This is a genomic window from Mycobacterium sp., from assembly GCF_040509115.1.
Lineage (GTDB): Bacteria > Actinomycetota > Actinomycetes > Mycobacteriales > Mycobacteriaceae > Mycobacterium.
In genome coordinates, this window is the sequence record NZ_JBEVLO010000074.1 from 1 (window position 1) to 24,423 (window position 24,423).

The following is a 24,423-nucleotide window of genomic DNA, read 5'->3' on the forward strand; positions in this document are numbered from 1 at the left end:
GGCCTCGCCTTTCACTCCAGCGCAGACGACTTTCAGAACGACCGCGTGCGGCAGAACGCCATCGCGTTGGCTCACTGGCAAGTGCTCAGATTCACGTGGCTGGACCTCACCGAACATCCGGAGAGGGTCATCGCCGAAATACGTCGCGCAACCGGCGATTTGCGTGTTGGAACCCGCGCCACCCGCGGGTAAACGTGCACGAATCGCAGAGGGGGCTAGAGGATGTCGCCCGAGGTGTACTTCGCGGCGTCGGGGTATCTGCTCACTAGCTCGTCGACCGCGGCGACGACGGCGTCGACCTGCGCAGTCGCCGCACCGGTGAAGGCCGCCTTGTCGGCCAGGGCCGCGTCCAATGCCGCACGATCCAGCGGCAGGCGGGGATCGTCAGCCAAGCGGTCCAAGAGGTCGGGCTCCAAACCCTTCTCGCGCATCGCCAGCGCAACGGCGACGGCGTGCTCCTTGATCACTTCGTGGGCCGTCTCCCGCCCGACGCCTGCCCGCACGGCGGCGATCAGGATTCGCGTGGTGGCCAGGAACGGCAGATAGCGGTCCAACTCGCGCTGGATCACCGCGGGGTAGGCGCCGAACTCGTCGAGCACGGTCAGGAACGTCTCGATTTGACCGTCGATCGCAAAGAACGCATCGGGTAGGGCGACGCGGCGTACCACCGAGCAGAAGACGTCGCCTTCATTCCATTGCGCGCCAGCGAGTTCCGCGGCCATCGACCCGTATCCGCGCAGGACCACCTGCAGCCCGTTGACCCGCTCGCACGAGCGGGTGTTCATCTTGTGCGGCATCGCCGACGAACCGACCTGGCCTGCCGCGAAGCCCTCGGTGACGAGCTCGTGCCCTGCCATCAGCCGGATGGTGTGCGCCAGCGACGACGGCCCAGCGCCCAACTGAACCAGTGCCGACACCACGTCGTGGTCCAACGAGCGCGGGTACACCTGCCCGACGCTGGTGAACGTCGTTGCAAAGCCCAGGAATTCGGCCACCCGCCGTTCCAGCGAAGCCAGCCGTGAGGTGTCGCCATCGAACAGGTCGAGCATGTCCTGCGCGGTACCCATGGGGCCCTTGATGCCGCGCAGCGGATAGCGGGCGATCAGCTCCTCCAACCGCGACAGGGCCACCAACGTCTCCTCGGCAGCCGAGGCGAACCGCTTGCCCAGTGTGGTCGCCTGCGCGGCGACGTTGTGCGAACGGCCCGCCATGACCAGATCGCGGTACTCCGCGGCGCGCGAGGCCAGTCGTGCGACGACGGCAACGCCGTGCGCGTGCACCAATTCCAGGGAGCGACGAATCTGCAGCTGCTCGACGTTCTCGGTGAGGTCGCGGCTCGTCATGCCCTTGTGCACGTGTTCGTGACCGGCGAGCGCGTTGAACTCCTCGATGCGTGCCTTGACGTCGTGGCGCGTCACCCGCTCGCGGGCGTTGATCGACGCCAAGTCGACCTGCTCGACGACCCGCTCGTAGTCGGCGATGACGCCGTCGGGCACCGGGACGCCCAGCTCGGACTGCGCACGCAGGACGGCGATCCATAGCTGCCGCTCGGCGACGATCTTGGCTTCCGGCGACCAGATGGCCGTCATCTCGGCGCTGGCGTACCGGTTGGCCAGGACATTCGGAATGCTCACGAACACACAGCCTACTGAGACGATGAGGCACAGTAGACCCCGTGCACTTCGTCGGCCTTGACCTCGCATGGGGCGAACGCAAGCCCACCGGGGTCGCCGTCGTCGACGACACGGGCAGCCTCATCCACCTCGGCGTCGCGCAGGACGACACCAGCATCAGGGCCGCGATCTCCCCGTACGTGCAGGACGACTGCCTGGTGGCCTTCGACGCGCCGCTGGTGGTGAACAACCCGACGGGCCAGCGCCCGAGCGAGGCGGCGCTCAACCGCGACTTCGCGAAGTTCGAGGCGGGCGCGCACCCGACCAACACCGGCAAGCCCGAATTCGCCGGAACGCCGCGGGCGGCCCGGCTGGCCGCGGCGCTGGAGTTGGACGTCGACCCGTACTCCACCGAGCCCAGGCGCGCCATCGAGGTGTATCCGCATCCGGCGACGGTGGCGCTGTTCCGGCTGGGTCGGACCCTGAAGTACAAGAGCAAGCCGGGTCGTACCGTCGCTCAGCTGCGCTCGGAATTGCTGAGGCTGATGGACCTCATCGAATCGCTGGCGCAGGCGACCCCGTCGCTGCGGGTCGGTGACTACGACGGCTGGACTGAGCTGAGGCGGTCGGTGGAGACCGCGGAGCGCAAGAGCGAGCTGCGTCGTGCCGAGGACCCGGTCGACGCGGTCGTCTGTGCGTACGTGGCGTTGTTCGCGACCCGTCGACCCGAGGACGTCACGATCTACGGTGACGCCGAGACCGGTGCCACGTTCACGCCGACGTTGCCGCCCGATCTGGTTCCGGCACCGCCGGAGCCAACGCCGGGCGCGGTGCGCGTCGCGATCGCGCAGTTCGCCGAGCGGCGGCCCGGTCTGCTCGGGGCCACCGATCGCTACCTCACCCTCGTCACCAGGCTGCTCGACGATGCGGGCATCAACTATCTCAACGTCACGGCGCGGACCAAGAGTGTGGCGTCATTCGCGGAGAAGGCGGACCGCAGCGTCGACGGCAGGCGGCTCTACACCGATCCGCTCTCGGAGATCACCGACCAGGTGGGGTTGCGGATCATCACGTTCCTGCGCGACGACGTCAGCACTGTCGCCAACCTGCTGGCCGAGGAGATGCAGCTACTCGACGATCGCGACATGGGTCAGGAAACCGCGCGGGAGGGCCGGTGGGGCTACGCGAGCAGGCATCTTCTGGTCGCGGTCGAGGGTGAGCAGCAGCCGGCGTCCATCCAGGTGCGGACCGTGCTGCAACACGCGTGGGCGGAGTTCGAGCACGACATCCGCTACAAGGGTTCCGTCCCCGAGGAGGACGCCCCCGATCTGGACCGCAGGTTCACCCTCGCCGCGGGGTTGCTCGAGCTCGCCGATCGGGAGTTCTCGGCGATCCGGGAGCGGCTCAAGAGCTCGCCGCCTGCGCAGGACTCCGAGCAGTCGAGCGACCCACGCATCGCGACGCCGGTGCTGGCCACCTTCCTCGGCAACCACTTCCCCGAGGCCGGCTGGTCGCGTACCGAGCACTACGCGTGGATCTCGGGGCTGCTGTTGGAACTCGGCGTCGATTCGCTCGACGATCTGGACGAGCTGCTCGCCGGGGTCGACACCGACGCGGTGAACGAGAAGATGGACTACCGCTACCCGGCCGGCGCGGTCCGCCGCCTCGACGACGCGCTGTTGGCGCGGTTCGGGGAGCGTTACGTGGGGCTGACGGGCAACGCCCACCGGGTCGCGCAACTCCAGGCGCGGTTGGAGAAGCTCGCCGATTAGGGCTCGGACTCCAACTTCTCCGCGTCGATCGGAGTGCCCTTGATCCCGACGGCGCGGTTGATGGCGAGGGTCAGCCCGAACAGGACGATGCCGAGTATCACCAGGGCGATCGCCAGCACGTACTGCTGCAGCGGTCGACCCGACAGCGGCAGCACCAGGTAGGCCGACGTGACGAACCCGACCCAGGGCAGCCAGGTCGGCGTCTTGAAGTGGTTGCGCCCGCCTTCCCCGTCGCTTCGCTCGCCCTGGCCGGCCTGGACGTCCTTGCGCAGCACCAGCACGGCGATGTTGACGACGGCGAAGACGGCCAGCAGCAGCAGTGAAGTGGTGCCACCAAGGGTGGAGATCGCCGAGTCATTGGCGAAGGCCGTGACGTAGAGGATGAGTCCGAAGGCGATCGTGGTGGTGAACAGGATCGCGACCCACGGCGTCCGGCGGGACGGATGCACGGTGCCGAGCACCGGCGGCAGGACGTGCTGCTTGGCCATTCCATAGATCAGCCGGCTGGCCATCAACATGTTGATGAGCGCCGTGTTGGCTACGGCGAACATCGAGATGAAAGGCAGGATCTTCTCGATCGGCAGGCCGGGTGCACCTGCCTTGACGACCTCGACGAGCGGGGTCTCGCTGGCCTCCAGGGTGCCGACCGGAACCAGTGCGACGGCGACGACCGCGACGATGATGTAGACGACGCCCGCGATGCCCAACCCGGTCAGGAGCATCTTCGGGAAGATCTTGACGGGGTCCTTGGTCTCCTCGGCCATGTTGACCGAGTCCTCGAAGCCCACCATCGCGAAGAAGGCCAGCGACGTCGCGGTCGTGACCGCGAGGAAGGCGTTCTTGTCCTCGGCGGTGTCGAAGGCGACGACGCGGGAGAAGTCGACGTCGCCACCCTGGGTGAACGCCCAGAATCCGACGAAGATCACCAGCATCAGGCCGGTGATCTCGACGATGGTCAACACGACGTTGAGCTTGACGCTCTCGCCGACACCGCGGAGGTTGACCGCGGCGACGATCAACATGAACGCCAAGGCGACAGCGACGATTCCTGCTGTCCCCCAATCGATTCCGAATCCCTTGAAGAAGTTCGAGGCGAAGAACCGTGATGCCGTGGATGCCGACGTGATGCCAGAACACATGACGATGAACGCGACGAGGAACGTCACGAAGTGAACGCCGAAGGCCTTGTGCGCATACAGCGCCGCGCCTGCGGCCTGCGGATACTTGGTGACCAATTCGAGGTAGCTGAAGGCAGTCACCATCGCGATGAGGAAGGCCACCAGGAACGGCAGCCACGCCGCGCCGCCCACCTCGGCGGCGACGTCTCCGGTGAGCGCGTAGACACCCGTGCCGAGGATGTCGCCGATGATGAACAGCAGCAACAGGCCGGGACCCATCACCCGCTTGAGTTCGGGCTGTTTCTCGACCGTCGCCTGCTGCGCCATGAGATCTCCCTGATAGTTCACTGAGAATCAGGGAGTAGCCATTAGAAGGTCAGTTCAAGCGCGCAGTCCCACCCAATTTCTGCCGGTGTCGGTCAGTTCGGCGACTTCGTCGAGGAAGCGGGCCACCACTGCGGCGTTCTCGGGTCGCTGCCATCCGAACGTCGTCGGCCGCTGCGCGCGGTCGTGCCAGAAGTGCGGCGGGTCCGATTCGGGACGGGTCGCGACGAGCCAGACGGCGGTGTCCGCCCCGTCGGTGGCGTCGCGAAGCACCGGACCGGTCAACTTCTGGAACGTCGGAAGCGCCTCGGCGACGCCGGGGGTCTTCACCCAGCCGGGATGCATGCTCTCGACGCGGACGTCGGTGCTGGCATGTGCACACCGCGTCGCCCATGCGTCCGCCAGCACGACCTGCATCCGCTTGGTCCGCGCGTACACCCGCACGCCGTCGTACTTCCCGTGGGCGGCTTCCAAGTCGTCGGCGTCGAGCGGCGCGCTGTACATGCCACCCGAGGACACGAAGACCACCGACGCACCGCCCGCATCGCGCAGCAGCGGAAGCAGCCGGTCGGTCATCAAGTGGGGGCCTAGCACGTGGCAGGCCAGCTGCGTCTCGTGCCCCTGCGGCGTTTCGGTTCGCGTCTTCGGCATGACACCCGCGTTGTGGACCAGGCCGTGCAATTCGCCGAGTCGTCCCGACAGGTCATCGGTCCAGGCCCGCACCGAATCCAGATCGCCGACGTCGCAGACCTCTTCGATGACGACTGATCCGGCGACCTGACCGCGGACGTGTCCCGCCGACCGCTTGACCTTCTCTTCGTTGCGGCCCAGGAGATGAACCGTGGCACCCAGTCGGGCGAACGACGTCGCCATCGCCTCGCCGATGCCGGAGGTGGCACCGGTCACGACGACCCGCTTGCCTGCGAGCGCCCCGTCCGACGGGTCAGCGGGCCACCATCCCCTGCGCAGCCGGGAACCGATCTTGGAGTAGCCGAGCAGAACCGACCGGTCGAGCGCGAGGTCGAGGACGTGGGCGATCTTCATGGTCCCGAGAACGTATCCGCGGAGCGGTCCCGCCAAACCCGGCGCTAGTCGAACGGGGCGAGGACGTCGATGACGTCCACCAGGGTGGCGCGCGCCGTGGCTCGTGGTCCTTCGCCGACACCGACGAGCGACGCGACCACCGCACCGTCGACGGCGCACACCAGTGCCGTCAACAGTTCGGAATGGACGGCACGCCCGGATCGCTCGACGACTTCGACGACGGCGTCGGTGCGCTGCTTCATGATTTGCCGCTGAACGTCGCGCAGGCCCGGCTGGCGCGCGCACGCGATGTAGCGCTCATAGCGCGAAATCAGTTGCTCCGAAACGAGTGTGCCCGGTCCGTCGCCGACGAGGAGGTCGACCAACACGTCGGCAGTGGACTCGGCGCCACGCTTGCGCCGGGACAACGACGCGACCCGCGAATGCAGTTGTTCGGATTCCCGCGTCCCGACGTGTTCGACGGCTCTGGCGATGAGGTCGTCGAGGGAGGAGAAGTAGTAGGTGGTCGACGCCAGTGGAAGACCCGCGCGGCGCGCGACGGCACGGTGTCGCACCGCGTCGAAGCCGCCCTCGCACAGCAGATCGGCGGCGGCGCTGACCAGCGCATACCGTCGTCGCTCCCCCTTGGGAGTCACCGCTGCCGTCACCCTCGACATGGTGCCAGCAACGGCACGGTGACATTGGGCTTTCGGACAACTGAATTCGGCCCGTCGGGAAGTCCTCCGCGGTTGGTGAGTTCGGGGGCCACGGGTGCCCAATGGCATGATGGCCCGCATGTCAGACGTGAGCCGCCGAGCGATCCTCCGCCTCGCCATCGGCGCGACGGCAGGCGCGGCAGGCGCCTACGCGTTGGGGTCGACGCCGTTCGATCCGGCACCGCCGGTGTCGATGACCGGAGTCGGTGTTCCGCTCGCTCCTCCGCCACCTCTGCAACCGGCGCTGCCCTCGGCGCCCGCGCCGACCTACGTGACCGGTTCGTTCGTCTCCGCGGCCCGCGGTGGGGTGTCGACCAATTGGGCGATCGCCCGCCCGCCGGGTCAATCCGGCCCACTGCGACCGGTGATCGCGCTACACGGCAAGGGTCAGGACGCGGCGGGAGTGATGGCGGGCGGGGTGGAACAGGGACTCGCCCAGGCCGTCGACGCAGGCATTCCACCGTTTGCGGTGGTAGCCGTCGACGGTGGCGGAAGCTATTGGCATTCAAGGACTTCTGGCGAGGATTCCGGTGCCATGGTTCTCAACGAGCTGATCCCGATGTTGGGCGAGCAGGGTCTGGACACCTCGCGGGTCGGATTCCTGGGCTGGTCGATGGGCGGCTACGGCGCCCTGCTTCTCGGCGCACGGCTGGGTCCGGCGCGAACCGCCGCGATCTGCGCCGTGAGCCCGGCCCTGTGGACGTCGTCCGGGGCGACGGCGCCTGGCGCGTTCGACGGGGCCGACGACTACGCCGCGAACAGTGTGTGGGGTTTGCCCGCACTGGCGTCGATCCCGATTCGGATCGACTGCGGCAACAGCGATCCGTTCTATTCCGCCACCAAGGAGTTCATCGCCCAGTTGCCGAATCCACCTGCGGGCGGGTTCTCGCCCGGCGGCCATGACGGCGCGTTCTGGAGTTCGCAGTTGCCAGCCGAAATCGCCTGGCTGGCACCACTACTGGTCGCCTGACTGCTCGACGACCCGGGTTGCTGCCCTGTTACCCGCGGTCCAGGCTGATCTTGCCGTCGGCCGCGGCAAGGCCGATGTCGGTGCGAAAGTGGCTACCCGGCAATCGGATCGAGCCCAGCAGCGCGTAGGCCTGGTCACGGGCGGCGGTCAGGTCAGCCCCGGTCCCGACGACGGAGAGCACGCGACCTCCCGAGGAGACCACGGAACCGTCGTCGCGTCGCGCCGTTCCGGCGTGCAGGACACCCGGGACTTCGGCGCCGACGATGACGTCGCCGACGCGCGGGCGTCCCGGGTAGTTCTCGGCGGCCAGCACGACGGCGACGGCAGCGCCGTCCTGCCATTGCAGCGGCGGTTGCGCGGCGAGATCGCCCGTCGCAGCGGCGTGTAGCAGCTCCCCGAGCGGTGTTTCCAGCAGTGCGAGGACGGCCTGGGTCTCGGGATCGCCGAAGCGGCAGTTGAACTCGACCACCGCGGCGCCGCGGGAGGTGATGGCCAAACCTGCGTACAGCAGCCCGGAGAATGGGCAGCCGCGCCGGACCATCTCGGCCGCAACGGGTTTCACGACGTCATCGACGATCGACGTGACGACGTCGTCGGGCAGCCAGCCCAGCGGGGCGTAGGCACCCATGCCGCCGGTGTTCGGGCCGGTGTCGCCGTCACCAACGCGCTTGAAGTCCTGGGCGGGCAGCAGCGGCACCACCGTCTCGCCGTCGACGACGCAGAACAGCGACACCTCGGGTCCGTCGAGGAACGATTCGAGCAGCACGGGATGACCGGAATCCAGGAGACTGGCGGCGTGCGCCCGCGCAGTGTCCCTGTCGGGGGTCACCACCACCCCCTTGCCTGCGGCGAGGCCGTCGTCCTTGACCACCCAGGCGCGTTCGCCCGCCGCGGGACCGAAGCGGTCCAGGGTCGCGTCGAGACGCGCCGGGTTGTCGACGATCTCGCTTCTGGCGGTGCGCACGCCTGCGGCGTCCATGACGTCCTTGGCGAAGGACTTCGCACCTTCGATGCGAGCGGCGTCCTTCGACGGCCCGAAACAGGCGATGCCCGCGGCGCGGACGGCGTCGGCGACGCCGAGCACCAGGGGCACTTCTGGGCCGATGATGACGAGGTCGGCGTCGAAACGCTGCGCCAGCTTGGTCACCTCCTCGCCCGAGGTGATGTCGACGTCGTGCTGCTCGGCGACGGCCGCGGTGCCCGCGTTGCCAGGTGCGACCGCCAGCCCGTCGACCCCGGGGTCCCGGCGCAGCGCCAGAAGCAGCGCATGTTCACGGGCACCGGATCCGATTACGAGGACGCGCACGGGTCCCCACCCTAATCGTCGGCCGGATCGTCGGGCGGCAATGCCTCGTTCTCGACGGGCATACACTTGACGCATCAGTGTATGGTCGAGCGGTAGGAGTGCCATTCGTCACACCAGGAGGTGTCGCCATGACGACCGCCCAGAGCGCCTGCCCCTTTGGACCCGGGTATGACTTCACCGACCCCGACGTCCTGCTCAAGGGCATCCCGGTCACCGAGTTCGCCGAACTCCGCAAGACGGCGCCAGTCTGGTGGAACTCTCAGGCGGAGTCGATCTTCGACGACGGCGGCTACTGGGTGATCAGCCGCCACGAGGACATCAAGTCCATCTCCAAGAACAACGACCTGTGGTCCACCAACCGCAAGGGCGCGGTGATGCGACTGCCGGACGGCGTCACCAGCGAGCAGCTCGATCTGACCAAGGCCCTGCTGATCAACCACGACGCCCCGGAGCACACCCGGCTCCGCAAGATCGTGTCCCGACTCTTTACGCCACGGGCTGTCGCCGCGCTCGAGGAGAAGCTGGCCGTGGCGGCGCGCCAGATCGTGGCCGAGGCGGCAGCGAAGGACGGCGGCAACTTCGTCGACGACGTCGCGACCAAGCTGCCCCTGCTCGCGATCGCCGACCTCATCGGCGTGCCGGAGGCCGACCGCGAGAAGCTGTTTCACTGGACCAACTGCATCATGAACACCGACGATCCTGACTTCGACTCCGATCCGACCGTGGCCAACGCCGAGTTGATGGGCTACGCCTACAACATGGCCGAGGAGCGGCGGCGCTGCCCGGCCGACGACATCGTGACCCGACTCATTCAGGCCGACATTCCGGGAGATGACGGTCAGCCTGGAAAGCCCTTGGACGATGTCGAGTTCGCCTTCTTCGTCATCCTTCTGGCGGTGGCGGGCAACGAGACCACCCGCAACGCCATGACGCATGGCATGAACGCATTCTTCGACAACCCCGACCAGTGGGACCTCTACAAGAGGGCGCGACCCGCGACCGCCGTCGACGAGATCGTGCGCTGGGCCACCCCCGTGCACTGCTTCCAACGGACCGCGGTGACCGACGTGGAACTCGGCGGCACGACGATCCGGGAGGGCCAGCGCGCCGGCCTGTTCTACAGCTCCGCCAACTTCGACGAGAGCGTGTTCGAGAACCCCTTCACCTTCGACGTCACCCGAAACCCGAACCCACACCTGAGCTTCGGCGGCAACGGCGCACACTTCTGCATCGGCGCGAATCTGGCGCGCATGGAGATCAAGCTCATCTTCAACGAACTGGCCGACCAGGTTCCCGACATTGCCAAAGTCGCCGAACCACAACGACTTCGATCGGGCTGGATCAACGGGGTCAAGGAGCTCCCAGTCTCCTACCGGGGTTGAGCGCTCCTACCGGGGTTGAGCGCTCCTACCGGGGTTGAGTGCGCGCCCAGCTAAGATTTCAGCGTGCGCACCCACGGCTGGGCGGGAGCCGCGCCGGCCACGGACGACGAGGCCGTCGCGCGGATTCTCGATGCCGCCGGCAAGGCCATCGACGAACACGGCGCGGACCTGAGCATCGCCGACGTCGCACGTACCCTCGGCGTCACGCGCCAGACCGTCTACCGCTACTTCCCAAGTACCGACGCGCTGCTGGTGGCCGCCGCGGAACATGCCGCCGTCGACTTCCTCAGCCGGCTCGCCGACCATCTACAGGGCGTCACCGACCCCGTCGAGGCGGTCGTCGAAGCGATCGCGACGGCGCTGGAGTGGCTGCCGAAGGACAAGCACATCGGGCTGCTCATCGTGCCCGGCCGCGCGGACACCCACACGGAGTCGGTCACCTCCGACGTCGCGCTGCAGTTCGCGAACTCGATGCTGGGGCGGTTCGACGTCGACTGGGCCGCAGCGGGTTACCGCGACGCCGACCTGAACGAGTTGGCGGAGCATCTGCTGCGGATCATCCAGTCGTTCGTCGTCGACCCGGGACGCCCGCCCCGTCGCGACGTGGAGTTGCGGGCCTATCTGCGGCGCTGGGTCGGACCCGCGCTTCGCCCGTAGACCCGACCTTCGGTCCCGATTTTGGCGCTGAGGCGATGGTCGGGGTGCCCATAGACTCAGACGCAGCCAACACGGGAGGGGGCCTGTCGAAGTGGGTGCCATCGAGGGTTTCTCGACCACGTGGTCGCAGGCGCGCGGCACGTTCGGTCAAGGCGTTCCGGACGACGGAGCCCAGTTCGACCAGAGCGAGACGCTGCGACGCCTGCAGGATGACGTGACGTCGGCAGGGCCGAACTCGAATTGGTCGGGTGCCGGGTCGCGCACCTACGCCGCCGCCAACGCCGAGCACGTTCGCGCGTTCGACGGTCTGGCGTCCGCGGATCAGCGGCTGGCGGTGGAGATCGGCAACTCGGCGGCGGTGATCACGGCGGGCCGCCGTGATCTCGAGACGATCCGGCGGTGGGTGGCGGACGCGACGAGACGGATACCCGACAACGCGGCGGGCGAGCGCGCGCTGTGGCAGGTGGTCGGCAAGGGCAGCGGCGAGGTCGCCGACGTCATCGCCCGGTCCCACGGCGACCTGTCCGCGATCGCGGAGCGCATCCGCGGCCTGGGTGACGAATACGACCGGCTGGGTCCGCCGCCGCATGACGGCGCCGCCGCCCAGTTCGTCGACTTCGAGGAGCAAGGCGACGGTGAGGTGCCGAACACCACGTTCGACCTCGCCGACATCACGCGCTTCCCACCGTTCGTGCCGGGCCAGGCGCCACAGGGGCCGAACTATCCCGCCTACGAGATCGGACCAGGCACGTTCTACCCGAGGAACGACTACCCCGGCCAGGTGGTCAGCCCACCCAAGGCGCCGTTGGACTTCAAGGACATCGACTACCGCGGCCCCGGCAGCAAGGCTCCCGCGCCGGGAATGATGGAGTTGGTGAAGGGCTCCGGCGCCTGGGTACCGGACCCCAATTACCCCGGCTATCAACCACATGCACCCGAGATCCCGGTCGACATGGCCGAAGCGAAGGTACTGGAGCGCGAGGGTGATCCCATCGGACAGAACATGATCGAGCTCTACCCCGGCTCGCTCATCACGATCCCCGATCCGGACGCCGGAAGACCGTTCTGACGTTCGCTACTCTGCGCGCACGGCGGCAACGGCCTTGCCAAGGAGGGCTGAAAGCATCGGATCTGCTTGCACATCCGGCCTCAATCGGGCGTTGACGTGAACGAGGACGCCCTCATCGAGGACGGCGAGGTACGAGTAGTCGCAATACGAGTAGCCCTTGGCAGTCGACTTCAGTGCAACGGTGGTCGCATCGTGGATCTGCGGGGCGGCGACGCGTTCGACTGCGACCGCTGGACGGTCGCGGGTATCGCCGTCGACCCGGTAGCTCATTCGCTCACACCCCGTCGCCGGAATCGGCGTCGGCACCGTGACGTGGTCATCGGCCCCGAGGCCGATCCGCTGCTCGCCCGCGCCGCTGGCAGACGTGGCGATGCTCTGTGCCCCGGCCCGGCCCTCGACTGGTTTGAGAAGCACCTTGCATCGTGGCGGGTCGACGGTGAGGCGCCCTCCCGCCGGTACGACGGCTCCGACCGAATCGACGGCGCCCTGGGACGTGATCCTCTGTTGAAAGGGGACTGCCGTGAACCCAGGTGGGAATTGGTCCACCAGGCTCGAAAGGTGGGCCAGATCGCCTCCGTTGCTCACCCCCGGCGTCGGCGGCAATGCCGACTTGGGTTGGCGCACTGCGGCCACGGCCTCGACCAGCAGATCGGGCAACACGTTTCTGGCGTCGAACCCCGTGTCCCCCCTCGCGTCGACCTGGACGTACACGCCGCCATCCAGGATCGCCATGTAGTAGTAGACGGGCGACGCACCTGGGCCGTAGTCGATCCTCGTGGCGAACGTCGTCGCACCCGTGATCGCCGGCCCGGGCAGCCGTTCTGCCGCGCCGTCGGGGATGGCGCCCTCTACCTGGAACGTCATTCGCTCACACCCCGTCGCGGGGATCTCCGCCGGCACGCTCACCCGGTCGTTCGCGCTCACCACGATGGTCTGCTCGTCGGGTCCAGGACCATCACCGCGCACCCGGATGTCGTCCGCGCCGACAGTGCCCCTCACCGGCACGAGCAATGCCCGACACTGCGGCGGATCGACCGAAAGGGGCTTCCCGGAGGAAATCGTGGTGCCGACCAGATCGATGTACTCGGCCTGCTCCTGGTGCACCGTGCCGGCGTTCACCAGGTAGTCGGCCGGAAAGTCGTCCGCGATGTCGGCGAGGCGTGCGAGGTTGACGCCTGGCGGCGGTGGATCTTCCGCGGACGTCCGTGCTGTTCCAGGGGGCGTCGACGTCGAACATCCCGCCAATGCCACCGCCGTGCAGCACGCCATCACCAGCGCGGCCAGCCGGCCCACACCCCCCGAAGCCACCATGGCCTCAAGCCTAGGTCGGCCCCAGCCCGGGCAGTCGCACCAAAATCAGACCACGGTGAGCGGCAACGACTTCCGCTCCTTGAACACCCACGACGCGCCGCCGCTGAACTTGCAGACGGCGACCTCGCCGAGTTCCTTGGCCGCCGTGTCGGTCCTTGCCACTCGGACCATCCAGTCACTACTGGTACCGGAGACCTCGGCACGCAGATACGGATCGACCGCCTGAACGATCGCCTGCAGCGGCGCATCGGCCAGCGGTGAGCACAGCGAGATCCAGGACCCGTCCTCGTAGGCGGGTGAGCGGCGTACGTGCAGGAACTCGGGGTCGACGTCGACCGACACGTAGGCGGCGGGATTGAGCAGAGGATGCAGCTCGAGGACGCGCAGGGCACCCGTGGCGCCACCGGGAAGCCGCAGGGCCCCGTGGATGCGCTCGGCAGCGACCCCGGCAATACCGATCAGCTGCTTGGTGCGGATCGATTCCTCCACCGCCGCGTCGCCGCCGGCCCGCGCCCGGACGGCGAGGGTGAAGGACAGCACCAGCAGGTGCATCTGAAGGCACACCTCGTCGGCGATGCGGACCAGCGCCGAATGCGAGAACGCACCGAAATCGACGTCGGACAGCAGCGAGCCCGAATAGTCGGCCAGCCCTTCGTCGTTCGGGTCGATGGGGGCGAGCTCGGTGTGGTGCGCCAGGCTGGCGCCGACGACGTCCATCGCCGGGATGAATGGCACCTCCGGATAGGACTCGTCGATGGTCACCGTCCACGCGCAGTGCGGTTGGCGGTCCGATGGCGTGCGCGGCGGTCGGTGGATCGGGCGGACCTGGGTCTTGCGGTTGGTGGCCAGCGCCGTGGCATCGAACGTCGGGTCCTCGATGTCGTGACACATGCCGTGCACGTAGTCCTCGCCCATCGGCTCGACGTCGAGCAAGGCCCCGCAGTGGTCGAGGTGGAACTCGCCGTGCCACCGGTCATGCACGGTGTAGCGGAAGTCCATGAACTGCGGCGGGGCGCCGATGTCGAGCTGCAGCCCCTTGAAGATGGTGACGACGTCGTCGCCTTCGTAGTTGAGCGCCTTCTGCATCCGCTTGGTGTAGAGCGGGCTGGCGGCGGCCCACTCCTCGATGGCGATCTGCAGCATCTCCTCACGCCCGAATTCGGATATGCACCACGCCATTCCGGACCGGTCGATCAGCTGCCCGATCAGCAGCAGCTCGGGGACCAGAGTCGCCAACTCGGCACGGGAGAGGGCGGCGTATCTACTCATCATCGAGGGTCTTGCCCGTATTCATCTTGACCGCCGCATTGACGTTGGCCTTCTTGTCCTCGCCCTTGGCGGCCGCCTTCTTGCGTTTGGTCGCTACCCTTCCCACGACACCGTTGAGCCCGGAGCCGAGCGGGAAGCCGAGATAGTGGGTCAAGAAGATGGCCATCTCCTTGAGCTCGTCCTCGGTGAGTTCCTCGTTGGCCATGGCGGCGTTCACCTGAATCTCCGCCAGATCGGTCAGCCCCAGCGCGGTGACCACGGTGAGTGTCATCAATCGCTTGTCGCGCATCGACAGTCCGGGCCGGGTCCATACCGAGCCGAACAGGTGGTCGACGGTGAGGTCGAAGTACGGATCGCCTTCGATGTTCGGCATCTCCCACGAGTACACCTCGTTCATCTTGGCAAGGCCCTTGCGGCGAAGTTCGTCCATGGCGATCACTCCTTCGTGGTCGGGGAGTCAGCGGCCGGGGAGTCTGAGGTCTTGGAGTCAGCGGCCGGAACTCGATGCGGGACACCGAGTCCCTCGGCGAGCCGCTGCAACGCGAGGCCCGCCAACGGCAGGTCGACACCGGTGGCGGCACCGAGCGCAAGGGCCAGGCTCAGATCCTTCTCGCCCAGCCCCCTGGTGTGGGTGAAGGCCTGGTAGAGAAAGTTCTCCGGATCCAGCGGCGCCGTGTCCTCACGGACGATGACCGCGCCCGCGCCACTGGTCAGGGCGTCGGTATGGCGGACCACCCGGCCCAGCTGCTGCAGATTGATCCCGCTGGCTTCGGCGAGCTTCATGGCCTCACAGGCTGCGGCGAAGGAGGTGAACGTCAACATGTTGCGCGCCAGCTTCATTCGGGTGCCCGCTCCAGGTTCGCCGGCGTGGACGACCATCGACGCGAACAGCTTGAAGGCCGGCTTGATCCGCTCGTAGATCTCGCGGTCGGCGCCGACCATGACGGCTAGCTCTCCCTTCTCTGCGGCTCCCGCACCTCCGCTGACGGGTGCGTCGATCACGTGGATACCCCTTGCCGCGTGCTCGCGGGCCAACTCGACGGCGGTCTCGGGACTGATCGTGGAGTGGATGGCGATCACGGTGTCCGGTTTGGCGTGCGAGACGAGGTCGGCGACCACCTCGCGAACCTGGTGGTCGTTCAGCACGGCCACGCTGATGAGGTTGGCCTTGGCGACGTCCGCGAGGTCGTCCGCCAGAGTGGCTCCGACCTCGGCCAGCGGCGTCATGGCGTCGGCTCGCACGTCGAAAACCGTGACACCGCCTGGCCATTCGACGAGACGCTTGGCCATGGGCGCACCCATGTTGCCGAGCCCGAGGTATCCAAGGGTGAGTTCCGTCATGTTGCCCTCTCAGGACCGGATGATCTGTCCACCGTCGACGTTGAAGATCTGACCGGTGATCCACTTCGCCTGATCCGAAAGCAGGAACAAACACATCCCGGTCAGGTCGTCCACTTCGCCCATGCGCGACAACGGAATTCCCTTCACGATGTCGGCCACCATCTCCTGTGGCGTCGTCGTCCGATTCGCCTCGGTGTCGATGGGTCCCGGGGCGATCGCGTTGATCCGGATGTTCTGCCCACCCAGTTCGGTGGCCAGCTGCTGGGTCAGGCCGTTGATGCCGACCTTGGCCAGACCGTAGAAGTTCGAGTACAGCCAGGCCGCCGTCGAGGACTGGTTGACGATGGCACCGCCGCCGCGCTTGGCCATCTTGCGGTAGACCGCACGCGTACACAGAAGCGCGCCATCCTGATTCACGCTCATGAACTTCTTGTAGTAGTCCCAGTCCACGGTGACGAGGAAGTCCAGCTTCATGCCGCCGAAGATCGCGGCGTTGTTGACCAGGTAGTCGATACCGCCGAACTCGGAGAGCGTGGTGGCGGCCATCTCCTTCGTGGAGTCCACGTCGGACACGTCGACGCGCACCGCCAGCGCGTTGCCGCCCTCGCCCTTGATGCCGTCGGCGACCTTCTGAGCGCCTTCGACGTTGATGTCGGCGACTACCACGGCCGCCCCCTCGCGAGCGAGCGACTCCGCGTACGCCTGCCCGATGCCGCCACCGGAACCGGTGACGATGGCCACCTTGTCCGTGAACTGGTCGCCGTACAACCCCATCGTCGTCTCCTACGTTCGTTTAATTCGCGGCCGTGGCAATGAGTTTGGTCTCGAGGTACTCCTCGAACCCGGCGAGACCCATCTCACGGCCGATGCCGGACTGCTTGTAGCCGCCGAATGCCGCGTCGGCCGAGTACCACACCCCACCGTTGACGTTGACGGTGCCGACCCGCAGCCGCGCAGCCACTGCCTGCGCACGATCGTCGTCAGCGCTGAACACGGTGCCCGACAGGCCGTACGGCGAATCGTTGGCGATGCGTACCGCGTCGTCGTCCCCGTCGTGGGCGATCACGGTGAGGACGGGCCCGAAGATCTCCTCGCGGGCGACCCTGGCGTCGTTGGTCAAGCCGGAGATGACGGTCGGTTCGATGAAGAAGCCGGTGTCGCGGTCGGCGGGTCGGCCGCCGCCGCAGGCGAACTTGCCGCCCTCGTCGAGGGCAAGGTCCAGGTAGGCCTGGACCCTGTCGCGCTGGCGCGCCGAGATGACGGGGCCGCACACGGTTCGCTTGCTGTTCGGATCACCCGGGGTGATGGAACTCATCGTTGCCGCAGCGGCCTCGACGGCTTCCTCGTAGCGTGCGCGAGGCACGACGAGTCGGGTGGTGATGGCGCAGCCCTGGCCCGCGTGCATGGCCGCGGTGAAGGCCGACATCGCACAGGCGCCAGCGAGATCCGCGTCGTCGAGTATCAGGAAGGCCGACTTGCCGCCCAACTCCAGGAACACCTTCTTGATGGTGGCGGCCGCGTCGATCATCACGGCGCGGCCGGTGTTGGTCGAGCCGGTGAACGACACCATGTCGACCCGCGGATCCTTCGAGAGCAGCGCGCCCACCGCGTGATCGCTTGAGGTGACGACGTTGATCACGCCGGCGGGGAAGTCGGTGTGCTCGACGATCAACTCCCCGAGCACGGCCGCGCACCACGGCGTATCGGGAGCGGGTTTGAGCACCAACGTGTTTCCCGCAGCAAGAGCGGGTCCGACCTTGGCGAGGTTGATCTGGTGCGGGAAGTTCCACGGCGTGATCGCCCCGACGACACCAACCGCCTCACGGGCGACGGTGCGATTGGTCGGGATGCCTTGCGGTGTCGCATGGCCGAGATCGAGGGTCCACGGGTAGGTCTCGGCGGTGTCGGCGGCGAAGCTGAGGTCTTCGATGGGACCGTCGAGTTGCGCGCCCGCGGTCAGCATGCGTGGCGCGCCGACCTCGGCGATGGTCAGCTCCCGCAACTCGTCGGAGTGGTCGCGCAGCGCCTGCTGCAGCTGCCGGATGCATCGCACCCTGAGTTCGACGTCCGTCGCCCAGGCGCTTTCGTCGAATGCCGTGCGCGCGGCCCCGATGGCGTCGCTCATGTCGGCGGAGTCGGCGTCGGCCGCGACTCCGAGCACCTCTTCGGTCGCGGGGTTGATCGTCGGGAACGTCCCAGCGCTGCCCGCAGCGAGCCTGCCGTCGATGAGCAGTCGACTCTCGCGATCGCCGAGTAGCGCCATCACATCCCCCGATTTCGTCCTGGACACCTGTCCGACTGTGTTGACTCGAACCATAGCCGCAAGCCCAACCGGGTGGCAAGGGCGCGGCTCCGCAGTGCGGCCCTAGGCAGCCTAAAACGGCCTTAGCCTGCACTTTCATCGTCAGCCTTGCCTTTGGCGGGCAGCGTCGGTTAACTTGGACACGTGTCCAGCGATGCCGCCCTAGCGACTACCGAAACGCCGCGTAACCGGCGTCAGGAAGAGACGTTCCGCAAGGTCCTCACCGCGGGTAAGGAGATGTTGCGCGAGTCCTCGTACGCCGATCTGACGGTGCGAGCCGTCGCGGCCAATGCCAAGGTCGCCCCCGCGACGGCCTACACCTACTTCTCGTCGAAGAACCACTTGATCGCCGAGATCTACCTCGACCTGATGCAACAGGTGCCGTTCTATACAGACGTCAACGAGCCGATGCGGGTTCGCGTCGAGAAGGCCCTGCGCAATCTTGCGTTGGTGGTGGCCGACGAACCCGAGGTCGCGGCCGCCTGCACCACGGCTCTTTTGACCGGCAACGACCTCACCGTACGACGGGTCCGCGATCGCATCGGCATGGAGATCCACCGCCGGATCAAGTCCGCCGTCGGCCCGGACGCCGATTCCCGGGTGGTCTCCGCACTCGAGATGACCTACTTCGGGGCCTTGGTCAACGCAGGCAGTGGCGCCTTCACCTACCACCAGATCGCCGACCGGCTCAGCTACGTGGTCGGCCTCATCGTCGGAGACGACTAGTGACCACGACCGCAGCCCCGTTGCTCGACCCGTACGACTACGACTTCCACGAAGACCCGTATCCCTATTACCGACGGCTGCGCGACGAAGCCCCGCTGTACCACAACGAAGAACTCAACTTCTGGGCGCTGTCGCGGCACACCGACGTCGTACAGGGCTTCCGCAACAGCACCTCACTATCCAACAAGCACGGCGTCTCGCTCGACCCGATCTCACGAAACGAGCACGCCCACAAGGTGATGTCGTTCCTCGCGCTCGACGATCCCGGCCACCTCCGGCTACGGACGCTCGTCTCGAAGGGCTTCACGCCGAGGCGGATTCGCGAGCTGGAGGGCCGGGTCACCGAGATCGCGGTCGAGCACCTCGATGCCGCGCTGCAGTCGAGCAGCTTCGACTACGTCGACGACTTCGCAGGCAAACTGCCGATGGACGTCATCTCCGAACTGATGGGTGTGCCTGCCGAGGACAGGGTGCGCATCCGCGCCCTGGCCGACGAGGTGATGCACCGCGAGGACGGGATGTCCGACGTCCCCGCCGAGGCCATGCAGGCCTCGGCCGATCTGCTGGTGTACTACGCGGACATGGTGGCGCAGCGCCGCAAGAAGCCTTCCGACGACCTGACGTCGGCGCTGGTGGAAGCGGAGATCGACGGTGACGAGCTCACGGACGAAGAGATCATGGCCTTCCTGTTCCTGATGGTCGTCGCCGGCAACGAGACCACCACCAAACTGCTTGCCAACGCGGCGTTCTGGGGTTTCAAGAACCCCGACGAACTCGCCCCGGTCTTCGACGACCACACCCTGGTGAAACCGTGGGTCGAGGAGACACTGCGTTACGACACGTCAAGCCAGATTCTCGCCCGCTCCGTGTCCGCTGACATCACGCTGTACGGCACCACGATTCCCGAGGGCGACGTCCTGCTGCTGCTGCCGGGATCGGCCAATCGTGACGACCGGATCTTCTCCGACCCCGACGACTACCGAATCAACCGCGAAATCGGGTCCAAACTACTGAGTTTCGGCAGCGGCGCGCACTTCTGCCTCGGCGCGCACTTAGCACGCATGGAAGCTCAGGTGGCTCTGACCGAGTTCTTCAAGCGCGTCAGCGGTTTTGAGGTGGACGAGGCGAACTCCGTACGCGTGCACTCCAGCAACGTCCGTGGGTTCGCCCATCTGCCGGTCACCGTCAAGGCCCGTTGATGCCCCGTTTCGCACCCCTACCCGACCGCCGACCCGCCGTCGTTGCGGGAGCCTCCGCCGGAATCGGCGAAGCCACCGCCATCGAACTCGCCAGGCGCGGCTTCCCCGTCGCACTCGGTGCCCGCCGCGTCGAGAAGCTCGACGACCTCGTCGGCAAGATCAACGCCGACGGTGGTGAAGCCGTCGGATTCCACCTCGATGTCACCGACCCCAACTCGGTCAAGTCGTTCGTCGCCAATGCCGTTGAGGCCCTCGGCGACATCGAGGTGCTGGTGGCAGGCGCGGGCGACACGTACTTCGGCAAGCTGGCCGACATCAGCACAGACGACTTCAACTCGCAACTCCAGATCCACCTCGTCGGCGCGAATCGACTCGCCACGGCCGTCCTTCCCGGCATGATCGAGCGACAGCGTGGCGATCTGATCTTCGTCGGCTCCGACGTCGCGCTGCGCCAGCGTCCGCACATGGGCGCCTACGGAGCCGCCAAGGCGGCCCTGGTCGCGATGGTCACCAACTTCCAGATGGAGTTGGAGGGCACTGGAGTTCGCGCGTCGATCGTCCACCCCGGCCCGACCAAGACCTCCATGGGCTGGAGCCTGCCCGCCGAGGCCATCGGGCCCGCGCTCGAGGACTGGGCAAAGTGGGGTCAGGCCCGCCACGACTACTTCCTGCGGGCGTCCGATCTGGCCCGCGCCATCACCTTCGTCGCGGAAACCCCGCGCGGTGGGTTCATCGCAAACATGGAGCTACAGCCGGAGGCCCCGTTGGCCACCACCAAGGATCGCCAGAAGCTTGCCCTTGGCGAGGAGGGAATGCCATGACCGCCAGCATCGTCCAGCGAGTCTCTGGGGGCGCGGAGGAACACGGGCACCTTGAGGAGTTCCGCACCGATCCCATCGCGTTGATGAAGCGGATTCGCCAGGAGTGCGGTGACGTCGGCACCTTCCAACTCGCCGACAAGCAGGTCGTGTTCCTCTCCGGCGCCGAGGCCAACGAGTTCTTCTTCCGTTCCAGCGACGAGGATCTCGACCAAGCCGCCGCTTACCCGTTCATGACACCGATCTTCGGTGAGGGCGTGGTGTTCGACACCGACCCGGAGCGCCGCAAGGAGATGCTGCACAATTCGGCGCTGCGCGGCGAGCAGATGAAGGGGCACGCCGCCACCATCGAACGCGAAGTCCGACGCATGGTCGACGGCTGGGACGACGAGGGCGAGATCGACCTTCTGGACTTCTTCGCCGAACTGACCATCTACACGTCGTCGGCCTGCCTGATCGGCACGAAGTTCCGCGAGGAGCTCGACGGCCGGTTCGCACGTCTCTACCACGAACTCGAACGTGGCACCGATCCGCTGTGTTACGTCGACCCCTATCTGGACATCGAGAGCTTTCGGCTGCGCGACGAGGCACGCGTCGGTCTGGTCGCGCTGGTGCAGGAGATCATGAACAGCCGGATGGCGGCTGGGCGTCCCGAGAAGAGCGACCGGGACATGCTGGACGTGCTGATCACGATCAAGGACGACGAGGGCAATCCCCGGTTCTCCGCCAACGAGATCACCGGCATGTTCATCTCGATGATGTTCGCGGGACATCACACGAGTTCGGGAACGTCGTCGTGGACTCTCATCGAGATGCTGCGTCATCCCGACGTGATGGCGTCGGTCACCCGCGAGCTCGACGAGCTGTACGCCGACGGGCAGGAAGTGAGTTTCCATGCGCTGCGCCAAATTCCGAAGCTGGAGAACGTCATCAAGGAGACGCTTCGTCTGCATCCTCCGCTGATCATCCTGATGCGCGTGGCCAGGGGTGAGTTCGAGGTGGCCGGTTATCCGATCCACGAAGGCGAGATGGTGGCCGCGTCGCCGGCGATCTCCAACCGGATCGCCGAGGACTTTCCTGAGCCCGACAGCTTCATCCCCGACCGGTACGACAAGCCGCGCCAGGAAGACCTGATCAATCGCTGGACGTGGATTCCGTTCGGCGCGGGCCGACACCGTTGCGTCGGTGCCGCGTTCGCGACCATGCAGATCAAGGCGATCTTCTCGGTTCTGTTGCGCGACTGGGAGTTCGAGATGTCTCAACCCGCCGACTCCTACCGCAACGACCATTCCAAGATGGTGGTCCAGCTGGAGCGACCCGCCAGGGTCCGCTACCGCAGGCGCTCCGCCTAGGCACGCCATGGGAATCAGAGTCGAGGCCGACCTGGACCTGTGCCAGGGCCACGCAATGTGTGAGCTCGAGGCACCCGACTACTTCAAGGTGCCCAGACGCGGCCAAGTCGAGATCGTCGACGCGGAGCCGCCCGACGACGCGATGGACGACGTCCGGCGTGCAGTTGACATGTGCCCCACCCAAGCCCTGTTCATCAAAGAGAGAGAAGACTGAGTGTGACGTCACGCGATCAACTCGACGACTGGGTCCAGCGGTGGCTGCAGGCCAACAAGGACGCCGAGAAGGCAGGCGATTGGAAGCCGTTGGCAGACTTCTATGCCGACGACGCCACGTACGGCTGGAACATCGGTCCCAAGGAGGACGTGATGTGCGTCGGACGCGACCAGATCCGCGACGTCGCGCTCGGACTGGAGATGGAAGGCCTTGAGAACTGGGTCTACGAGTATCAGAAGGTACTGGTCGACGAGAAGCAGGGTGAGGTAGTCGGCTTCTGGAAGCAGATCGTCACCAAGTCCGACGGCAGCCAGGACGAGATCTACGGCATCGGCGGCAGCTGGTTCCGGCTCAACGGTGAGTTGCTGATCGAGTGGCAGCGCGACTTCTTCGACTTCGGGCACGTCTCGAAGATGTTCATGAAGCTCATCGAGTCGGGGGATCTGAGCGCCGGGATGCAGAGGCGCATCGAGCGCAGCGTCGCGGGGGAGAAACTGCCGGGCTACTACCCGCTCGGAGAGGCACCGCTCCCCATCTGGTGAGCTCCCGGCCAAGCGGTTGCTTGGGGGTGCTCGTGACGCATCTAACTAATGGCTCTAGTCTGGCCTCACTGGCTCTAGCGGAAGGCACACACCGATGAAGACAAAAGGCGCGCTGATCTGGGAGTTCAACCAGCCATGGTCGGTCGAGGAAATCGAGATCGGCGACCCCGTCAAACACGAGGTCAAGATCCAGATGGAAGCGGCGGGCATGTGTCACTCCGACCATCACCTGGTGACCGGCGGCATCCCGATGATGGGATTCCCCGTGCTCGGCGGCCACGAGGGTGCGGGCATCGTCACCGAAGTGGGCCCCGGCGTCGAAGACCTCGAGCCCGGTGACCACGTCGTGCTGTCGTTCATTCCGTCGTGCGGGAGGTGCCCGTCGTGCCAGGCCGGTCTGCGCAACCTGTGCGACCTGGGCGCAGGTTTGCTCGGTGGTACCGCCGTCTCCGACGGCACGCACCGCATCACGGCCAAGGGTCAGCCGGTCTTTCCCATGACGCTGCTCGGCACGTTCAGCCCGTACATGGTGGTGCACCGGAGCTCCGTCGTGAAGATCGACAAGTCGATCCCCTTCGAGGTCGCCTGCCTGGTGGGCTGCGGCGTCACCACCGGCTACGGCTCCGCGGTCCGCGCCGGTGACATCCGCCCGGGCGACGACGTCGCGGTCATCGGCGTCGGCGGTGTCGGCATGTCGGCCGTCCAGGGCGCCGTCAACGCGGGCGCACGGAACGTGTTCGTCATCGAGCCCATCGAGTGGAAGCGCGATGCGGCACTCAAGTTCGGTGCCACACATGCCTATCCCGACATCGAAACGGCCTTCGGCGGGGTCGCCGAAGTGACCCAGGGCTTGATGGCCAAGCAGGTCATCGTCACCGTCGGCGAGCTGCACGGTGCCGACGTCGACAACTACGTGAATCTGACCTCCAAGGGCGGCACCACCGTTCTCACCGCCATTGGCAGCATGATGGACACCAACGTCTCGTTGAACCTGGCCATGCTCACGCTGATGCAGAAGCGCCTGCAGGGCACCATCTTCGGCGGCGGCAATCCACACTTCGACATCCCCCAGCTGCTGTCGATGTACAAGGCGGGCAAGCTCAACCTCGACGACATGATCACCCGGCAGTACAAGCTGGAGCAGATCAACGACGGCTACACCGACATGCTCGAGGGTCGCAACATCCGTGGCGTCATCCGCTTCACCGACGCCGACAGGTAGTCCGGTGACAACCGTCGAACAAGCGCCAGTGGTCACGGCCTCGGAGGCGTCCTGGAGGTGCGTCCAGGCCGGTGACCGCGCGGGCTGGCTCGCGCTGATGAGCGACGAGGTCGTCATCGAGGACCCGATCGGCGAGGCCGTCACCAATCCCGACGGCCGCGGCGTCCGCGGCAAGGA

Annotated in this window: 24 protein-coding genes and 1 pseudogene; 14 read left to right on the forward strand and 11 right to left on the reverse strand. The window is 66.7% G+C overall.

What is annotated here, in order from left to right; genetic code table 11:
- On the forward strand, window positions 1-192 hold a 192-nt coding region (locus ABW137_RS06125; protein ID WP_526397942.1), incomplete at its 5' end, for a putative endonuclease domain-containing protein.
- A gap of 23 nt (window positions 193-215) precedes the next feature.
- Here the strand turns inward: ABW137_RS06125 and purB are convergent.
- Window positions 216-1,634 (reverse strand): adenylosuccinate lyase, encoded by a 1,419-nt coding sequence (gene purB / locus ABW137_RS06130; RefSeq protein WP_526397944.1) that lies wholly within the window; start codon window positions 1,632-1,634, stop codon window positions 216-218.
- A 41-nt stretch (window positions 1,635-1,675) separates the two neighbouring features.
- Here purB and relZ point away from each other — a divergent pair, with 41 nt between their 5' ends.
- Window positions 1,676-3,385: a bifunctional ribonuclease/(p)ppGpp synthase gene (relZ, locus tag ABW137_RS06135; RefSeq protein ID WP_526397946.1), complete on the forward strand. Its 1,710-nt coding sequence runs from the start codon at window positions 1,676-1,678 to the stop codon at window positions 3,383-3,385.
- Here relZ and ABW137_RS06140 read toward each other — a convergent pair.
- The 3 genes from ABW137_RS06140 to ABW137_RS06150 are packed head-to-tail and all read right to left on the reverse strand — an operon-like array spanning window position 3,382 to window position 6,527.
- On the reverse strand, window positions 3,382-4,830 hold the full coding sequence (locus tag ABW137_RS06140; protein ID WP_526397948.1) for an amino acid permease: 1,449 nt from the start codon (window positions 4,828-4,830) through the stop codon (window positions 3,382-3,384). The genes relZ and ABW137_RS06140 overlap by 4 nt on opposite strands.
- A gap of 54 nt (window positions 4,831-4,884) precedes the next feature.
- Window positions 4,885-5,871, reverse strand: a complete 987-nt coding sequence (locus ABW137_RS06145) for an SDR family NAD(P)-dependent oxidoreductase (RefSeq protein ID WP_526397950.1) — start codon at window positions 5,869-5,871, stop codon at window positions 4,885-4,887.
- Window positions 5,872-5,915: 44 nt separating this feature from the next.
- The gene (locus ABW137_RS06150; protein WP_526397952.1) at window positions 5,916-6,527 is read right to left on the reverse strand and encodes a TetR/AcrR family transcriptional regulator; all 612 of its coding nucleotides are present in this window, start codon (window positions 6,525-6,527) and stop codon (window positions 5,916-5,918) included.
- Window positions 6,528-6,633: 106 nt separating this feature from the next.
- On the opposite strand from ABW137_RS06150, the gene ABW137_RS06155 reads away from it, so the two are divergent.
- The gene (locus ABW137_RS06155; protein ID WP_526397954.1) at window positions 6,634-7,536 is read left to right on the forward strand and encodes an alpha/beta hydrolase; all 903 of its coding nucleotides are present in this window, start codon (window positions 6,634-6,636) and stop codon (window positions 7,534-7,536) included.
- A 28-nt stretch (window positions 7,537-7,564) separates the two neighbouring features.
- Here ABW137_RS06155 and purD read toward each other — a convergent pair whose 3' ends face one another.
- Window positions 7,565-8,842, reverse strand: coding sequence for a phosphoribosylamine--glycine ligase (gene purD / locus ABW137_RS06160; protein ID WP_526397956.1), 1,278 nt, complete (start codon window positions 8,840-8,842; stop codon window positions 7,565-7,567).
- A 128-nt stretch (window positions 8,843-8,970) separates the two neighbouring features.
- Here purD and ABW137_RS06165 point away from each other — a divergent pair, with 128 nt between their 5' ends.
- The 3 genes from ABW137_RS06165 (at window position 8,971) to ABW137_RS06175 (ending at window position 11,950) form a co-directional block, all read left to right on the forward strand.
- Entirely contained in the window at window positions 8,971-10,224 is a 1,254-nt protein-coding gene (locus tag ABW137_RS06165) for a cytochrome P450 (RefSeq protein ID WP_526397958.1), read from the forward strand.
- Between the two features lie 63 nt (window positions 10,225-10,287).
- Complete coding sequence (locus tag ABW137_RS06170) at window positions 10,288-10,881, forward strand: TetR/AcrR family transcriptional regulator (protein WP_526397960.1); 594 nt, start codon at window positions 10,288-10,290, stop codon at window positions 10,879-10,881.
- A 91-nt stretch (window positions 10,882-10,972) separates the two neighbouring features.
- Window positions 10,973-11,950, forward strand: coding sequence for an EspA/EspE family type VII secretion system effector (locus ABW137_RS06175; RefSeq protein WP_526397962.1), 978 nt, complete (start codon window positions 10,973-10,975; stop codon window positions 11,948-11,950).
- Window positions 11,951-11,956: 6 nt separating this feature from the next.
- Here the strand turns inward: ABW137_RS06175 and ABW137_RS06180 are convergent, their stop codons facing one another.
- From ABW137_RS06180 to ABW137_RS06205, 6 genes are read right to left on the reverse strand one after another with little or no spacing between them, the layout of a single operon-like run.
- Window positions 11,957-13,261 (reverse strand): DUF5642 family protein, encoded by a 1,305-nt coding sequence (locus tag ABW137_RS06180; protein ID WP_526397964.1) that lies wholly within the window; start codon window positions 13,259-13,261, stop codon window positions 11,957-11,959.
- A gap of 45 nt (window positions 13,262-13,306) precedes the next feature.
- Entirely contained in the window at window positions 13,307-14,533 is a 1,227-nt protein-coding gene (locus tag ABW137_RS06185; protein ID WP_526397966.1) for a hypothetical protein, read from the reverse strand.
- Window positions 14,523-14,960, reverse strand: a complete 438-nt coding sequence (locus ABW137_RS06190; RefSeq protein WP_526397968.1) for a carboxymuconolactone decarboxylase family protein — start codon at window positions 14,958-14,960, stop codon at window positions 14,523-14,525. Before ABW137_RS06190 ends, ABW137_RS06185 begins: the two co-directional genes overlap by 11 nt.
- 5 nt (window positions 14,961-14,965) lie before the next feature.
- A complete protein-coding gene (locus tag ABW137_RS06195; RefSeq protein WP_526397970.1) occupies window positions 14,966-15,871 on the reverse strand; it encodes an NAD(P)-dependent oxidoreductase in 906 nt (301 codons plus the stop codon).
- Window positions 15,872-15,880: 9 nt separating this feature from the next.
- Entirely contained in the window at window positions 15,881-16,645 is a 765-nt protein-coding gene (locus tag ABW137_RS06200; protein WP_526397972.1) for an SDR family oxidoreductase, read from the reverse strand.
- Window positions 16,646-16,664: 19 nt separating this feature from the next.
- Window positions 16,665-18,134 (reverse strand): aldehyde dehydrogenase, encoded by a 1,470-nt coding sequence (locus ABW137_RS06205; protein WP_526397987.1) that lies wholly within the window; start codon window positions 18,132-18,134, stop codon window positions 16,665-16,667.
- Between the two features lie 183 nt (window positions 18,135-18,317).
- Here ABW137_RS06205 and ABW137_RS06210 point away from each other — a divergent pair, with 183 nt between their 5' ends.
- From ABW137_RS06210 to ABW137_RS06245, 8 genes and pseudogenes are all read left to right on the forward strand, one after another.
- Window positions 18,318-18,899, forward strand: a complete 582-nt coding sequence (locus tag ABW137_RS06210) for a TetR/AcrR family transcriptional regulator (RefSeq protein ID WP_526397974.1) — start codon at window positions 18,318-18,320, stop codon at window positions 18,897-18,899.
- Entirely contained in the window at window positions 18,899-20,098 is a 1,200-nt protein-coding gene (locus ABW137_RS06215; protein WP_526397976.1) for a cytochrome P450, read from the forward strand. Before ABW137_RS06210 ends, ABW137_RS06215 begins: the two co-directional genes overlap by 1 nt.
- Complete coding sequence (locus ABW137_RS06220) at window positions 20,098-20,919, forward strand: SDR family oxidoreductase (RefSeq protein WP_526397978.1); 822 nt, start codon at window positions 20,098-20,100, stop codon at window positions 20,917-20,919. Before ABW137_RS06215 ends, ABW137_RS06220 begins: the two co-directional genes overlap by 1 nt.
- Window positions 20,916-22,268 (forward strand): lanosterol 14-alpha demethylase, encoded by a 1,353-nt coding sequence (gene cyp51, locus ABW137_RS06225; RefSeq protein ID WP_526397980.1) that lies wholly within the window; start codon window positions 20,916-20,918, stop codon window positions 22,266-22,268. The genes ABW137_RS06220 and cyp51 overlap by 4 nt, the downstream gene beginning before the upstream one ends.
- Window positions 22,269-22,275: 7 nt before the next feature.
- A complete protein-coding gene (gene fdx / locus ABW137_RS06230) occupies window positions 22,276-22,482 on the forward strand; it encodes a ferredoxin Fdx (protein WP_526397982.1) in 207 nt (68 codons plus the stop codon).
- Between the two features lie 2 nt (window positions 22,483-22,484).
- Window positions 22,485-23,024 carry a nuclear transport factor 2 family protein gene (locus tag ABW137_RS06235; protein ID WP_526397984.1) on the forward strand — a complete coding sequence of 180 codons (540 nt, stop codon included), beginning with the start codon at window positions 22,485-22,487 and terminating at the stop codon, window positions 23,022-23,024.
- A 94-nt stretch (window positions 23,025-23,118) separates the two neighbouring features.
- Window positions 23,119-24,246: an NDMA-dependent alcohol dehydrogenase gene (locus tag ABW137_RS06240; protein WP_526397985.1), complete on the forward strand. Its 1,128-nt coding sequence runs from the start codon at window positions 23,119-23,121 to the stop codon at window positions 24,244-24,246.
- Between the two features lie 4 nt (window positions 24,247-24,250).
- Window positions 24,251-24,423 (forward strand): annotated as a pseudogene (locus ABW137_RS06245) (steroid delta-isomerase); the annotation flags it as partial.

What these genes read in the sequence shown, in the direction of transcription:
- ABW137_RS06185 (WP_526397966.1), bottom strand. Translation starts at nt 14,533, where the DNA reads ATGATGAGTAGATACGCCGCCCTCTCCCGTGCCGAGTTGGCGACTCTG.
- ABW137_RS06150 (WP_526397952.1), bottom strand. Translation starts at nt 6,527, where the DNA reads ATGTCGAGGGTGACGGCAGCGGTGACTCCCAAGGGGGAGCGACGACGG.
- ABW137_RS06240 (WP_526397985.1), top strand. Translation starts at nt 23,119, where the DNA reads ATGAAGACAAAAGGCGCGCTGATCTGGGAGTTCAACCAGCCATGGTCG.
- ABW137_RS06200 (WP_526397972.1), bottom strand. Translation starts at nt 16,645, where the DNA reads ATGGGGTTGTACGGCGACCAGTTCACGGACAAGGTGGCCATCGTCACC.
- cyp51 (WP_526397980.1), top strand. Translation starts at nt 20,916, where the DNA reads ATGACCGCCAGCATCGTCCAGCGAGTCTCTGGGGGCGCGGAGGAACAC.
- fdx (WP_526397982.1), top strand. Translation starts at nt 22,276, where the DNA reads ATGGGAATCAGAGTCGAGGCCGACCTGGACCTGTGCCAGGGCCACGCA.
- ABW137_RS06145 (WP_526397950.1), bottom strand. Translation starts at nt 5,871, where the DNA reads ATGAAGATCGCCCACGTCCTCGACCTCGCGCTCGACCGGTCGGTTCTG.
- ABW137_RS06155 (WP_526397954.1), top strand. Translation starts at nt 6,634, where the DNA reads ATGATGGCCCGCATGTCAGACGTGAGCCGCCGAGCGATCCTCCGCCTC.
- ABW137_RS06180 (WP_526397964.1), bottom strand. Translation starts at nt 13,261, where the DNA reads ATGGTGGCTTCGGGGGGTGTGGGCCGGCTGGCCGCGCTGGTGATGGCG.
- ABW137_RS06190 (WP_526397968.1), bottom strand. Translation starts at nt 14,960, where the DNA reads ATGGACGAACTTCGCCGCAAGGGCCTTGCCAAGATGAACGAGGTGTAC.
- ABW137_RS06165 (WP_526397958.1), top strand. Translation starts at nt 8,971, where the DNA reads ATGACGACCGCCCAGAGCGCCTGCCCCTTTGGACCCGGGTATGACTTC.
- ABW137_RS06205 (WP_526397987.1), bottom strand. Translation starts at nt 18,134, where the DNA reads ATGGCGCTACTCGGCGATCGCGAGAGTCGACTGCTCATCGACGGCAGG.
- ABW137_RS06140 (WP_526397948.1), bottom strand. Translation starts at nt 4,830, where the DNA reads ATGGCGCAGCAGGCGACGGTCGAGAAACAGCCCGAACTCAAGCGGGTG.
- ABW137_RS06195 (WP_526397970.1), bottom strand. Translation starts at nt 15,871, where the DNA reads ATGACGGAACTCACCCTTGGATACCTCGGGCTCGGCAACATGGGTGCG.
- ABW137_RS06220 (WP_526397978.1), top strand. Translation starts at nt 20,098, where the DNA reads ATGCCCCGTTTCGCACCCCTACCCGACCGCCGACCCGCCGTCGTTGCG.